This window comes from Streptomyces harbinensis (genome assembly GCF_900116145.1).
Classification (GTDB): Bacteria; Actinomycetota; Actinomycetes; order Streptomycetales; family Streptomycetaceae; genus Streptomyces; species Streptomyces carpaticus.
Genome location: NZ_FPAB01000002.1, coordinates 74369 through 87599 on the forward strand (window position 1 = coordinate 74369; position 13231 = coordinate 87599).

Annotated in this window: 14 protein-coding genes; 6 read left to right on the forward strand and 8 right to left on the reverse strand. The window is 75.2% G+C overall.

Annotated features, from left to right (window positions below; translation table 11 throughout):
• The first annotated feature begins 14 nt into the window (after window positions 1–14).
• Together BM385_RS04595 and BM385_RS04600 are read left to right on the forward strand one after the other, a co-directional pair.
• A complete protein-coding gene (locus BM385_RS04595) occupies window positions 15–1430 on the forward strand; it encodes a family 2B encapsulin nanocompartment shell protein (RefSeq protein WP_019434584.1) in 1416 nt (471 codons plus the stop codon).
• A 2-nt stretch (window positions 1431–1432) separates the two neighbouring features.
• Window positions 1433–2836 (forward strand): family 2B encapsulin nanocompartment shell protein, encoded by a 1404-nt coding sequence (locus tag BM385_RS04600; protein ID WP_019434583.1) that lies wholly within the window; start codon window positions 1433–1435, stop codon window positions 2834–2836.
• 163 nt (window positions 2837–2999) lie between these two features.
• On the opposite strand, the gene BM385_RS04605 is transcribed toward BM385_RS04600, so the two are convergent.
• On the reverse strand, window positions 3000–3680 hold the full coding sequence (locus BM385_RS04605) for a DUF6643 family protein (RefSeq protein WP_093842265.1): 681 nt from the start codon (window positions 3678–3680) through the stop codon (window positions 3000–3002).
• A gap of 259 nt (window positions 3681–3939) precedes the next feature.
• Here BM385_RS04605 and BM385_RS04610 point away from each other — a divergent pair, with 259 nt between their 5' ends.
• Complete coding sequence (locus tag BM385_RS04610; RefSeq protein WP_019434581.1) at window positions 3940–5166, forward strand: TerD family protein; 1227 nt, start codon at window positions 3940–3942, stop codon at window positions 5164–5166.
• A gap of 30 nt (window positions 5167–5196) precedes the next feature.
• Window positions 5197–6015: a glutamate racemase gene (locus BM385_RS04615; protein ID WP_019434580.1), complete on the forward strand. Its 819-nt coding sequence runs from the start codon at window positions 5197–5199 to the stop codon at window positions 6013–6015.
• On the opposite strand, the gene BM385_RS04620 is transcribed toward BM385_RS04615, so the two are convergent.
• Genes BM385_RS04620 through dhaK form a run of 4 tightly spaced genes read right to left on the reverse strand, consistent with a single transcriptional unit; the run spans window position 5931 to window position 8496 of the window.
• Window positions 5931–6425 carry an NUDIX hydrolase gene (locus tag BM385_RS04620; protein ID WP_026047556.1) on the reverse strand — a complete coding sequence of 165 codons (495 nt, stop codon included), beginning with the start codon at window positions 6423–6425 and terminating at the stop codon, window positions 5931–5933. The genes BM385_RS04615 and BM385_RS04620 overlap by 85 nt on opposite strands.
• Window positions 6426–6463: 38 nt before the next feature.
• Entirely contained in the window at window positions 6464–6880 is a 417-nt protein-coding gene (locus BM385_RS04625) for a PTS-dependent dihydroxyacetone kinase phosphotransferase subunit DhaM (protein WP_019434578.1), read from the reverse strand.
• Complete coding sequence (gene dhaL, locus BM385_RS04630) at window positions 6870–7481, reverse strand: dihydroxyacetone kinase subunit DhaL (RefSeq protein ID WP_019434577.1); 612 nt, start codon at window positions 7479–7481, stop codon at window positions 6870–6872. The genes BM385_RS04625 and dhaL overlap by 11 nt, the downstream gene beginning before the upstream one ends.
• 22 nt (window positions 7482–7503) lie before the next feature.
• Entirely contained in the window at window positions 7504–8496 is a 993-nt protein-coding gene (gene dhaK, locus BM385_RS04635; RefSeq protein WP_019434576.1) for a dihydroxyacetone kinase subunit DhaK, read from the reverse strand.
• Between the two features lie 168 nt (window positions 8497–8664).
• Here dhaK and BM385_RS04640 point away from each other — a divergent pair, with 168 nt between their 5' ends.
• Window positions 8665–9348: a YoaK family protein gene (locus tag BM385_RS04640; RefSeq protein ID WP_175542919.1), complete on the forward strand. Its 684-nt coding sequence runs from the start codon at window positions 8665–8667 to the stop codon at window positions 9346–9348.
• A 354-nt stretch (window positions 9349–9702) separates the two neighbouring features.
• Here the strand turns inward: BM385_RS04640 and BM385_RS04645 are convergent, their stop codons facing one another.
• Genes BM385_RS04645 through BM385_RS04655 form a run of 3 tightly spaced genes read right to left on the reverse strand, consistent with a single transcriptional unit; the run spans window position 9703 to window position 12326 of the window.
• Complete coding sequence (locus tag BM385_RS04645; RefSeq protein WP_086024464.1) at window positions 9703–10473, reverse strand: alpha/beta hydrolase; 771 nt, start codon at window positions 10471–10473, stop codon at window positions 9703–9705.
• Window positions 10474–10515: 42 nt separating this feature from the next.
• The gene (locus BM385_RS04650) at window positions 10516–11145 is read right to left on the reverse strand and encodes a bifunctional 4-hydroxy-2-oxoglutarate aldolase/2-dehydro-3-deoxy-phosphogluconate aldolase (protein WP_051131168.1); all 630 of its coding nucleotides are present in this window, start codon (window positions 11143–11145) and stop codon (window positions 10516–10518) included.
• Window positions 11146–11156: 11 nt separating this feature from the next.
• Window positions 11157–12326, reverse strand: coding sequence for a DUF4037 domain-containing protein (locus BM385_RS04655; protein WP_093842569.1), 1170 nt, complete (start codon window positions 12324–12326; stop codon window positions 11157–11159).
• 237 nt (window positions 12327–12563) lie between these two features.
• Between BM385_RS04655 and ssuE the strand changes: the two genes are divergently transcribed.
• Complete coding sequence (gene ssuE / locus BM385_RS04660; RefSeq protein ID WP_093842267.1) at window positions 12564–13121, forward strand: NADPH-dependent FMN reductase; 558 nt, start codon at window positions 12564–12566, stop codon at window positions 13119–13121.
• Window positions 13122–13231 lie beyond the last annotated feature (110 nt).

Genomic DNA, 13231 nt, shown 5'->3' on the forward strand with positions numbered 1-13231 from the left:
TACCGTCTCGCTCCATGACGACTTCGACGGATCCGTCCGCGCACGGCACCCCGCCGCACTCCCAGCTCAGCCTGGCGACCGCGGCCGCCCGTAATCTCGCCACCACCACCAAGACGCCCCCACAGATGCAGGGGATCACCTCCCGGTGGCTGCTCAAAGTTCTTCCCTGGACGCAGGTGTCCGGCGGTACGTTCCGGGTGAACCGCCGCCTGAGCCACACCGTCGGAAACGGCCGGGTGGAATTCGTGTCCACCGGCGCCGAGGTACGCGTCATCCCCGCCGAACTCGGCGAACTCCCGCCGCTGGCCGGATTCACCGACCCCGACGTTCTCGGGGAATTGGCCGCCGCCTGTGTGCAGCGCGATTTCTCCCCCGGGGAAACGATCCTGGAGGCCGGCGCCCCCGCCGACACCGTGGTCCTGATCGCCCACGGAAAGCTCAGCGAGCGCGGCGCCGGATTCTATGACTCCGAGACCGAGTTCCGGGTGCTCGCCGACGGCGACTTCTACGGCCACGCCGCCCTCGCCGACGACGACCCCGGCGTCCTGGAACACGGCCTGACCGCGCTCACCAGCGGCACCGTCCTCACCCTGGACCGGGCCGCGTTCGAGCGGGTACGGGACCGCTCCGCCGCCCTGCGCGCCCACCTCGCCGAAGCCGGCACCCGCGAGGCCACCCGCCGCTACGACGCGCACGGCGAATCCGCCATCGAGCTGGCCGCCGGCCACGCCGGCGAGCCGGAACTGCCCGGCACCTTCGTGGACTACGACCTCAGCCCGCGCGAGTACGAGCTGAGCGTCGCCCAGACCGTGCTGCGCGTCCACAGCCGGGTCGCCGACCTCTACAACGAGCCGATGAACCAGGTCGAGGAGCAGCTGCGCCTCACCATCGAGGCGCTGCGCGAGCGCCAGGAGCACGAGCTGGTCAACAACCGCGAGTTCGGCCTGCTGCACAACGCCGACCTGCGCCAGCGCATCCACACCCGCTCCGGGCCGCCCACCCCCGACGACCTCGACGACCTGCTGGCCTCCGTCTGGAAGGAGCCCAGCGTCATCCTGGCCCACCCCAAGGCCATCGCCGCCTTCGGACGGCAGCTCAGCGAACGCGGCCTCTACCCCGGCAGCGCCGACATCGACGGCCACGCCGTACCCGCCTGGCGCGGCGTCCCGGTGCTGCCCTGCGACAAGATCCCGGTCACCGACCGGGGCACCACCTCCGTCCTCGCCCTGCGCACCGGGGAGAAGAACCAGGGCGTGATCGGGCTGCACCGCACCGGAATTCCCGACGAATACCAGCCCAGCCTCTCGGTGCGTTTCATGGGCATCAACGAGAAGGCCGTCATCTCCTATCTGGTGAGCGCCTACTACTCGGTGGCCGTGCTCGTTCCCGACGCCCTCGGCATTCTCGAAGACGTGGAGATCGGGCACTGACCATGACCACAGCCACCGATCCCGCCACCACCGCGGCGCCCTCCGCCACCAGTCTCGACACCGCCGCCGCCCGCAATCTCGCCAGCACCACCAAAACACCCCCGCAGATGCAGGGGATTTCCTCCCGCTGGCTGCTGAAGATCCTGCCGTGGGTGCAGGTCTCGGCCGGCACCTTCCGGGTGAACCGCCGGCTGAGCCACACCGTCGGAAACGGCCGGGTGGAATTCGTCAGCTCCGGCGCGCAGGTCCGGGTGATCCCCGCCCAGCTCACCGAACTGCCCGCCCTGCACGGGCTCACCGACCAGGAACTGCTCACCACCCTGGCCGGCCACTGCGAACAGCGGGAGTACGGCCCGGGCGACCGCATCGCCACCCTCGGCGACACCGTCGAGGAGGTGCTGCTCATCGCCCACGGCAAGATCAGGAAGCTCGGTCCGGCCGCCTACGACGACGCCGCCGAACTCGGCACCCTCGCCGACGGCGACTACACCGGCGACGAGGCCCTGGCCGCCACCGGTCCCACCTCCTGGCCGCACACCCTCAAGGCCGTCACCCGCGCCACCGTGCTCGCCCTGCCGCTCGCCCGGGTACGGGCGGTGGCCGATGTGGCGCCCGCGCTGCGCGACCATCTGGAGGCGGTGGCCGCCGCCACCCGCGACGCACCGGCCCGCAACAAGCGCGGCGAGGCCGACATCGCGCTGGCCGCCGGCCACACCGGCGAACCCGCCCTGCCCGGCACCTATGTCGAGTACGACCTGCACCCGCGCGAGTACGAGCTGAGCGTCGCCCAGACCGTGCTGCGCGTCCACACCCGGGTCGCCGACCTGTACAGCGAACCCATGGACCAGGTCGAGCAGCAACTGCGGCTGACCGTGCAGGCGCTGCGCGAGCGGCAGGAGCACGAGCTGGTCAACAACCGCGAGTTCGGCCTGCTGCACAACGCCGACCTGCGCCAGCGCATCCACACCCGCTCCGGGCCGCCCACCCCCGACGACCTCGACGAGCTGATCTCGCGCCGCCGCAAGACCCAGTACCTGCTGGCCCATCCGCGCACCATCGCCGCCTTCGGCCGGCAGTGCAGCGCCCGGGGCATCTACCCGCAGGACACCGAGGTCGACGGGGTGCGGCTGCGGTCCTGGCGCGGCATCCCGCTGCTGCCGTGCGACAAGATCCCGGTGACGGCGGCCGGCACCAGCTCCGTCCTGGCGCTGCGCACCGGGCAGGAGAACCAGGGTGTCGTCGGGCTGCACCAGACGGGAATTCCCGATGAATACGAACCCAGCCTCAATGTGCGTTTCATGGGGATCAACGACAAGGCGGTGATCTCCTACCTCGTCAGTGCCTACTACTCCGCGGCCGTGCTGGTGCCCGACGCCCTCGGCATTCTGGAGGACGTGGAAATCTGACCGCTTTCCGCCGCCGCTTTTCGGACATGACGGCCGCCGGCCTTCGCGGGGGATTCGCCCGGAGCCCCCGCGCGGGCCGGCCGGACAGCGGAAGGTGACCGCGCAATGACCGGGAGAGGACCGGCGCCGGCCCGGCCGCGCCGGTCCGACCCGCGCCCCGGCCCTACTGTTCGCTCCAGTAGCCGCCCTGATGCCCCTGGCCCTGACCCTGACCCTGCGGGGCGGCTCCCGGATACGGGTGCTGCTGCTGGTGCGGCTGCTGCTGTCCGGGGTACTGACCCTGGTACCCCGCTGACTGCTGGGCGGCCTGCGCGTAGTTCTGGCCCTGCCCCTGACTGTGCCCCTGGTTCGGATAGCCGTAGCCGCCGCCGGGCTGCATCGGCCGCGGCGCGGCGGGCCGGGGAGCGGCGGCCGGACGCATCTGCTGCGGGGCCGGGGCGGGAGCGCCCTGCTGGCCCGGGTACGGCCGCTGGGCCGGGGCCTGCTGGGGTATGTAGGCGGCCGGCGCCTGCGGCGCGGGCGCCGGAAGCTGCTGGCGCACCGGCATCGCCGAGGGGTAGTCGCCGTACCCGCCGGACTGGTATCCGTGCTGCTGCGGCGCCGGGGCGGCCGGCGCGGGCGCGGCGGCGGCCGAGGGCAGCGCGGGCAGGGCCGGAAGAGCCGGCTGCGGGCTCGGCGCGGCGGGGCCGCCGGAGGGGAATCCGTGCAGCTGGTCGTAGGGCAGCGAGACCCGGATGGGGGCGATCTGCGGGGTTCCCCGCTCGGCCACCAACCTGTCGTAGATGGGCGTGTCAGGGAATGACGGTGAGGAGTAGCCACCGCCGTAGGGGCGCGGGGAGGTCATGCTCCATAAGTTAAGCCCACCGTGAGGTGGTTGGGGAGAGCGATTAGCCGGTCTTTTGCCGTCCCTGGAGGTACCCCGAGCACGCGATACCCGTGAATATCGGGAAAACCGGAGAAAAGCGCCCGATGGGTGATCACTTGCCGGGGCCGCGGAGCACCGGGGGCGCCCCCGAGGGCAGTTGGCCCCGTGGTGGCATAGTTGATGAAGCGCCCCGAGGACAACGGCGCCGGCCCGGCCACCCGACGCGAAGGAAGCGAAGATGCTCAAAGGTGCGAATGTCCCGGTGACGGCACGGTCGGTACGTGTCGAGATCGGCTGGCAGACCGCCTCCGGCGCCCCCGACGTGGATGCCTCCGCCCTGCTGCTCGCGGGCCGCAAGGTGCGCTCCGACGCCGACTTCATCTTCTACAACCAGCCCCGGCACGCCTCCGGCGCCGTCCGGCACGAGGGCAAGCAGCCCGCGGGCGGCACCGTCACCGACCGGATCGGCGTCGACCTGGGTGCGGTGGAACCCGGCATCGAGACCGTGGTGCTGGCCGCCTCCGCCGACGGGGGGGCCTTCGGCCGGGTGCCGGGCCTGCACATCCGGCTCCTCGACGCCGACACCGGCGCCGAACTCGCCCGCTTCGACAGCGAGGACGCCAGCACCGAGACCGCCTTCGTGCTCGGTGAGCTGTACCGGCGCGGCGGCGGCTGGAAGTTCCGCGCCGTCGGCCAGGGCTACGACTCCGGGCTGGCCGGACTGGCCACCGACTTCGGCATCTCCGTGGACGACGCCCCGGCGGCGGCCCCGGCTCCGGCCGCCGCGCCCGCGCCCGTACCGGCCCAGGCTGCCCCGCCCGCCGCCCCCGTCCGGCTGAGCAAGGTCACCCTCACCAAGAGCGCCCCCAGCATCTCGCTGGCCAAGCAGGGCGCCACCTCCGGCACCATCCGCGTCAACCTCAACTGGCAGGAACGCGTCCAGGAGCAGCAGAGCTGGAAGCAGCGGTTCAGCAAGGCCATGGGCGGCGCCCTCGACCTCGACCTGTGCGCCCTCTTCGAACTGGCGGACGGCCGCAAGGGCGTCGTCCAGGCCCTCGGCAACGCCTTCGGCGCGCTGCACCAGCCCCCGTACATCCACCTCGACGGCGACGACCGCACCGGCGCCGTGGCCGCCGGCGAGAACCTCACCATCAACCTCGATCACGTACGTGACCTGCGTCGCATCGTGATTTTCGTAACCATCTACTCCGGCGCCACCAGCTTCCGCGACATCTCCGCCACCGTCACCCTCACCCCGCAGCACGGCGCCCCGGTCGAGTTCACCCTCGACGAGTGCACCGTCGACTCCCCGGTGTGCGCCCTGGCCCTGCTCACCAACCAGAACGGCGAGCTGGTGGTCCAGCGCGAGGCCCGCTACCTGGTCCCCGAGCCCCGGGTCAGCCCGCAGCGCACCGTGGACTACGCCTACGGCTGGGGCATGCAGTGGACCCCCGGCAGCAAGTGAACCTCGCGCCGCGCACGTAGGCTGCTGAGTGTGAAGATCGCACTCGTCGACTCCGGCCTCGGACTGCTGGCCGCTGCCGCCGCCGTACGCCGGCAGCGGCCCGACGCCGCCCTGCTGCTCTCCGGCGATCCCGAGGGCATGCCCTGGGGCCCCAGGGACCCGCAGGACATCACCGCCCGGGCGCTCGCCTGCGCCCGGGCCGCGGCCCGGTACCGGCCCGACGCGCTGATCGTCGCCTGCAACACCGCCTCCGTCCACGCGCTGGACACCATCCGGGCCGCTCTCGAACCGGACATCCCCGTCATCGGCACGGTGCCCGCCATCAAACCGGCCGCCGCCGCGGGCGCCCCCTTCGCCATCTGGGCCACCCCGGCCACCACCGGCAGCCCCTACCAGCGCCGGCTGATCGCCGAGTTCGCCGCCGGTGCCACCGTCACCGAGGTGCCCTGCCACGGCCTCGCCGACGCCGTGGAACGCGCCGACGCCCGCGCCGTCGAGGCGGCCGTGGCCGCCGCAGCCGAGCTGACCCCGCCGCACACCGCCGCGCTGGTGCTCGGCTGCACCCACTACGAACTCGTCACCGGACCCATCGCCGAGCGCCTGGCCCACCTCGGCCCGCTGCCGCTGTACGGCTCCGCCGACGCCGTCGCCGCCCAGGCCCTGCGCCGCATCGGGGCGGCCCCCGCACCGGACGCACCGGCCACCGGCTCGCTGCTGGTCCTGGCCGGCGGCCGGGAGGCATCGCTGCCGGCCGCCGCCCTGCGCTACCCGGAGACCCGCTCGCTCACCGGCGGCGCGAACCAGGTGGCCGCCTCGCCGGACCGGGCCCGCGCGATCCGCTCCAGCTGAAGGCCGTCCAGCGGCGGCAGCCCGTCCAGCGGGAACCAGCCCACCTCCGAGGACTCGTCGTCGTTCACCCGCGCCGTGCCGCCGGTCCACCGGGCCAGGAAACAGATGTTCATGTACTGACAGCGATCCCCGTTCGGGTAGTCCACCGGCGGCGTCGCCCCCACCGACAGCACCCGCTCCAGCGCGACCCGCACCGCCGTCTCCTCGTACACCTCGCGCACGATCGCCTCACCCGGCTCCTCACCCGGGTCCGGGATACCGCCGATCAGCGTCCACGCGCCGCTGTCGGAGCGGCGCACCAGCAGCACCCGGTCCCGTTCGTCGAGGACGACGGCGCTCACCCCCGGCAGCCACAGCAACTGGTGACCGGCGCTGCGTCGCAGCTCACGAATGAAATCCGGGGTAGCCATGGAACCACCCTAGTTCGTGATCACCACCGGCCGGACGGTCACACCTTGCGGTAGGTGTACGCGTCCGAGGCCGCCGCCGCCACCGCGGCGAGATCCGCCCCGGCCGAGGCCGTCACCAGCGCCGCCACCGCGCCCTCCACGAACGGGGCGTCCACCAGCTGGGTGTGCGGGGGCAGTTCGTCCCCCTCCGCCAGCAGCGCCTGCACCGTGAGCACCGCGCTGCCCAGATCGGCCAGCACCGCCACCCCCGCGCCCCGGTCCACCTGCCGCACGGCCCGGGTGATCAGCTCCGCGCTGGTGCCCAGACCGCCGTCCGCGTCCCCGCCGGCCGCCGCCACCGGCACCGGCGGGCCACCACCGGCCAGCCCGGCCGCCAGCCGCGCCACCGACTCGGCCACCTCCTTGCTGTGCGACACCAGGACCACGCCGACCAGCGGCTGCCGCTCATCGGACATCGCCGGCCACCTCCGCGAGCGTGGCGAACAGCAGCGCGGAGGACGCCGCGCCCGGGTCCTCGTGCCCGACGCTGCGCTCACCCAGATAGCTGGCCCGGCCGCGCCGCGCCCGCAGCGGGATCGTGGCCTCGGCGCCGCGCGCCGCCGCGTCCCCGGCCGCCGGATAGGACTCGGCCAGCGCCGCCACGGCCGGGAACAGCGCGTCCAGCATGGTCTTGTCACCCGCCTCCGACTTCCCCAGCACACCGACCGCCCGCACGCCCTCCTCCAACGCGGCCCGCAGCTCGGCGTCCGACACCTCGGGGGCGTCCCCGAGCGCCTTGCCGGTACGCCGCAGCAGCGTCCCGTACAGCGGCCCCGAGGCGCCGCCGACCTTGGACACCAGCGTCCGGCCGGCCAGCGTCAGCACCGCGCCGGGGGTGTCGGGCTCCTGCGGATCCCGCGCCGCCAGCGCCTCGGTCACCGCCTGGAAGCCGCGCCGCAGATTGGCCCCGTGATCGGCGTCGCCGATGGCCGAGTCCAGCTCGGTGAGCCGGCCGGCCTCCCGCTCCACCGCCCGCGCCGTCGCGGTCAGCCAGCGGCGGAAGAACTCCGCGTCCATCCCTGTCCTCACCCTCCCGGTCTCAGCGGCCCCAGCGCAGCCCCGGCGTGCTCACCGGGGCGTCCCACAACCGCAGCAGATCCTCGTCCACCTGGCACAGCGTCACCGAGGCGCCCGCCATGTCGAGCGAGGTCACGTAATTGCCGACGAGGGTACGCGCCACCGCCACCCCGCGCTCCGTCAGCACGCGCTGCACCTCCGCGTTGAAGCCGTACAGCTCCAGCAGCGGCGTACCACCGGTGCCGTTCACCAGCGCCAGCACCGGTCCGTCCGGGCGCAGATCCTCCAGCAGCGCGTCCACCGCCACGTCCGCGATCTCGCCCGAGGTCATCATGGCGCGCCGCTCCCGGCCCGGCTCGCCGTGGATGCCGATGCCCAGCTCCAGCTCGCCGTCCGGCAGATCGAAGGTCGGGCCGCCCTTGGCGGGGGTGGAGCAGGCGCTGAGCGCCACCCCGAAGCTGCGCGAGGAGTCCGCGACCTGCCGGGCGATGGCGGCCACCCGGTCCAGGTCCGCGCCCTCCTCGGCGGCGGCCCCGGCCAGCTTCTCCACGAACAGCGTGCCGCCCGTGCCGCGCCGGCCGGCCGTGTAGGTGCTGTCCGTGACGGCCACGTCGTCCTGCACCAGGACCTTCGCGATCCGGACGCCCTCGTCCTCGGCCAGTTCGGCGGCCATGTCGAAGTTGAGGACGTCACCGGTGTAGTTCTTGACGATCAGCAGCACCCCGGCGCCGCTGTCGACGGCCGCGGCGGCCCGCACCATCTGGTCGGGAACCGGCGAGGTGAAGACCTCCCCCGGACAGGCGGCGTCCAGCATCCCGTGCCCCACGAACCCGCCGTGCAGCGGCTCGTGCCCGGAACCACCGCCGGAGACCAGGCCCACCTTCCCGGCCACCGGGGCGTCCCTGCGGACGATCACCCGGTTGTCGACGTCGACGACCAACTCCGGGTGGGCCAGGGCCATTCCGCGCAGTGCGTCGGAGACCACCCGTTCCGGGACGTTCATCAGCATCTTCATCTGGCCAGCCTACGGACGCCCGCCCGGTACGGCACCCGGGCGGACGCGTCCGGGGGAGCGGGCGGATGCGGGCGCGGCGCCGGGCGGACAGGGTGAGGAGCGGACGGGGTGCGGAGCGGACGGAGTGCGGAGCCGGCATCCGACGCGTCCGCACGGAAGGAGGCAGCGGTGGCGCACGGCGAGCCGCGGGTGGCCCTGCTCATCGCGCTCACCTTCGCGACGGGCTCGGTGGACGCCGTCAGCTATCTGACGCTCGACCAGGTGTTCACCGCGAACATGACCGGCAATGTGGCGCTGCTCGGCTTCGCCGCCGCCGGACACGGCGAGGTGCCGCTGCTGCGCACCGGCATCGCGCTGCTGGCGTTCGTGGCCGGCGCGGTCGCGGCGGGGCGGCTGACCCGGCACACCGAGCCGGCCGGCGGCTGGCCGGGCCGGATCAGCGTGGCGCTGGGCGCGAGCACCGTGCTGCTGGCGTTGGTGGTCGTCCTGTGGCCGGTGGCCGGCCGTGACGTGCTGGCCGGGCTGCTCGGGCTGGCCATGGGTCTCCAGGGCGGGGCGGTGCGCCGGCTCGGGGTCGCCGACCTGCCCACCACGGTCATCACCAGCACCCTGACGGCGCTGGCCGTCGACGAACCGCCCCGCAGACGGCGCCGGCTCGCCGCACCGGTGGCCCTGCTGGCGGGTGCCGTCGCGGGAGCGCTGCTGATCCGCTGGCATCCCGTGCTCGGTCTGCTGCCCGCGCTGGCCACCCAGGCGGCGGTACTGGCGGCGGCCGGCGCCGTCGCCGACCCGGGCCGGCACCCGCGCGCGGCCCACCGGGACCCGGCGGATCGGGATCCCCCGCGCGGGTGACCCCGGAAGGGCGCCGGCCGGCCGGACCGGGCGCCGCGGCGCGGCCCGGTTTCCGGTCGGCCCGCCCGCCCGCCCCGGTTTCCGGTCAGCCCGCCCGCCCGGCCCGGTCTCCGGGCGGCCGGTCGGACCGGGGCTTGGGCCGCGCGCACGCGGCGGGTGCCGCACACCGTCTCCCGGCGGAGTGGCCAGCCGCCCCGGGCGGCGCGGCGGATCGTTGCGGGCCACGGCGCGGCCCGACGCGGTCTCCGGGCAACCGGTCGCTCCGCGCCTGGCCCGCCCGGCCTGCCCGGCTCGGCCCCGTCGGCCGCGGCAGCGGGTGGGCGCTCCCACGTCGCGCAGCGGGCCGGTGCCTGGTCAGGCGCGGGGTGGCCAGGGTGTCGCGCGGCGGGGGAGTGCGATGGCGAGGCCGGACGGGGAGTCCGGGCCTTCGGTGAGGGCGTGCGCCACCGGCGGGGGCAGCGGGGCGGTGCCGAGCAGTCCGGCGGTGACGGCGGCGGTGGTGCGGTGCCACGTTCCGGCCTGCCGCAGCATCGCGTGGTCGCCGCCCGCCAGCACCAGCCGGCACACCGGGGTACCGGCGCGGCGGGCGCGGGCGGCCAGGGCGGCGGAGGCCGCCGGGTCGGTCACCCGGTCCCGCTCCGCGTGCACGATGACCGTCCGGACGTCCGGCAGCGCGGGCACCGGGTCCTGCGGCGGGCACCACGGTGCCAGCGCCACCACGCCGGTGACCGCGGGGTGTCCGGCCGCCCGGAGTGCCGCCCGGCCGCCCATCGAGTGGCCCACCAGGACCACCGGCACCGGGCCGAGCCGTCCGGCGAGCCGGTCGAGTGCCGCCTCCGTGTCCCGCACCGGATCCTCGTGCCGGCCGTTCCAGCCCCGGTGCCGGTAGCGCACGATGCCGGTGACCACCGCGTGGCCCGCCGTCGCGGACCGGATCGCGGACCGGAACGGCAGCATCCGCAGCACGGTGGGGCCGAACCGCGCCGGACGGGAGTGCCCGTCCGCGCGCCCGCCCGGCAGCAGGAGCACGGCGCCCCGTACCGGTCCCGGCGGGGGAGCGTCCAGGGCGAGCCGCCGGTACTCTTCCCCCGCTTCCCCCGCCGTCCCCGTTTCCCCTGCCGTCATGGCCGCCTCCCGCCGCAATCCCGCCGCTCCGTGCCGTCTCCGTCACCTCATTCGGAGCCGGTCGCGGCCCGGATGGGTGCCGGAGGGCGGGACCGCGCCCCGGGTCAGCCGCGCATCAGCTCCGCAAGCAGTTCGAGCTGTTGCGGGTCCTCCAGGGCGGCCCCCACCCCCACCGGTCGCCACCAGCGGCACGGCGGGGAACGGGCCGCGCTGCGCCCGGACCCAGTCCGGCGTGAGCTGCGCGGCCGGGAACACCTTGAGCCAGCTCAGCCCGCGCGCCAGCGCCTGGGCGATCTCGCCCGCGGTCGCCACCCCGGGCAGCAGCGGCAGCCCGTGTTCCCCGCACGCCCCGGCGACCTCCGGCACCAGTCCCGGGGACACGGCGAACGCCGCCCCCGCCGTCACCACCTCGCCCACCTGCGGCGCCGTCAGCACCGTCCCGGCCCCGACCGGCAGCCCCCGCTCCCGGCCGGCCGCGGCGGCGGCCCGCAGGGACGGCAGCGCGGCCGGGTCCTGCACGGGCACCTCGATCATCCGGATGCCCAGCTCCCAGGCCCGCTCGCACCGGGCCACGGTGCCCCCCGGGTCGTACCCCCGCAGGATGCCCATCACCGGGCCGGTGGCGAACGCGTCCGCGAAGAAGGCGGCGGGCGGCGGGGGCAGATCCGTCATCGGCTGGCTCCTCAGCGGCGGTGCGGCGGCGGGTCGCCGCTGGTCCCGGTCTCCCCGGCATCATCGGCCAGGGCCCGGCCGGCCGCGAGCGAGGCGGCGTGCACCGCGTGCGGATACCGCAGCAGATCGGTGCTGTCCGCCCACTGGTCCACCGCCCCGACCGGCGGCAGCGCCCGCAGCCACGGGTCGGTGACGGTCTCCTCCAGCGCCCGCGCGAAGCGGTCGGCCCGCAGGACCGCGAACGGCCGTCCGTGGTAGGGACGGCACGCCGGATCCAGCGGCGGAGTGAGGCCGGTGGCGTTGTGCAGCGCGGCCACCATCCCGTACGCCGTGCACAGCGCCGCCTCCCGGCCGGGCTGGTCCGCAGCTCCCAGCACGCCGCGCAGCACCGGCGTGAGCGTCCCGGCCACCGGCAGCCGGGCGAACGCGGCGCCCAGCCACTTGGCGTACGGCGCGTACCGCCGCTCCAGGAGCAGGCACAGCCGCATCAGCTCCCTCACCAGCCGGGCGGCCACCACCGCGGCCCCCAGGTCGTCGCCGGTCTCCGCGCAGCGGCCCACGAACGCCTCCTCCTGAGCGAGCCGCTGCCACTGGCAGGCCAGCACGTACCGCCAGACCTGGTCCGGGTACCAGGCCAGCGCCTCGCGGACGGGGCCGAGCGTGCCGAGGCCGTCGTGGAACACCGCGCCACCGGTGGTTTCGGCGAGCCGCTGCTGCGGCAGCGCCAGCCACTGCCGGACGTCCGGCCGCCGTGCCGCGTCCTGCGTCAGACCGAGGCGTTCGGTCAGCCAGCTGTCGAGGTCGTGCACGTCCACCCGGTGGTTGACCGGCCCGCCGGAGAGGCTCATGCGCCCCACCGGGTCCCGCGGATCGCCGCTCTCCTCGAAGTGGGTGGGCCAGCCGCGCACCTCCTTCGGCAGCCGTTCGGCCAGCATCCGCCGGATCGCGGCGCCGTGCCGGGCCCGGTCCCGCGGCGTCAGGAACAGCTCCAGGCGCGGCCCCCACTCGTGGTCGGCCGAGCGGGGCGTGTCGAAGCCCAGCACCTCGGAACCGGCGCCGATACGGGCCGCGGTGTGCCGCAGTCCGGGGAAGGCGTCGTCGAGGAGGGGCCGCACCGCCTCCTCGTACAGCGCCCGGGACAGGACGAGGCCGGGCAGGAAGGAGGCGGCGGAAGAGGTCATGCCGTCACGGTGCGGCGGCGGGCGCCGCCGCGCCACCGGTTTTCCGCGCCCTACGGTCGCGGGCGCCGCCCGGCCCGCCGGTACCCCCCCCACTGGCCCCCGGCACCCCCCGCGGCGGCCCATCCGTGACATCCCGCCCGTTCCCCTGTTCGCACGGCGCGCGGACACCGCCATGCTGGCCCTCGGCAGCCAGGCCCGCTCCGCCGCACCACCCCGGACCAACGGAAGGAACCCGTCATGCCCCGTGTGCTCCTCGTCAGCGGTAGCCCCTCCGCCGACTCCCGTACCGCCGCCGCCGTCCAGCTGGCCGGCGCGCCGCTGGCCGCCGCCGGGCACCGCACCGACACCCTCGCCGTACGCGACCTGCCGCCGGACGCCCTGCTGCGCGCGGACACCGCCGACCCCCGGCTGCGCGAGGCCGCCGCCCGGGTGGCGGCGGCCGACGCGCTGGTGATCGGCACCCCGGTGTACCGGGCGTCCTTCTCCGGTCTGCTGAAGTCCTGGCTCGACGTCCTGCCCCGGCACGCGCTTCGCGGCAAGGCGGTCCTGCCGCTGGCCACCGGCGGCAGCCTCGCGCACGCGCTGGTGCTGGACTACGCGCTGCGCCCGGTGCTCGGCAGCATGGGCGCCGCCCCCGTCACCCAGGGCTGCTTCGTGCTGGACGCGGCGGTGACCAGGCCGGCGGACGGCGCGTCGGCCCGGCTCGACCCGGAGGCGTCCGCCCGGCTGGCCAGGGCGGTCACCTGGCTGGGTGACGCCCTGCCCGGCCCGGTTGCCGCCGTGGCCGCCGCCTGACGCCCCGCCCGGCCGTCCACCCGCCGCCGCCCCGGCCCGCGCGCCGTGGCCGGGGCGGCGGGGGCCGTCATACTGGGCGCGTCGGAGGTGTCTTTCGCCCGGGTCGGAAA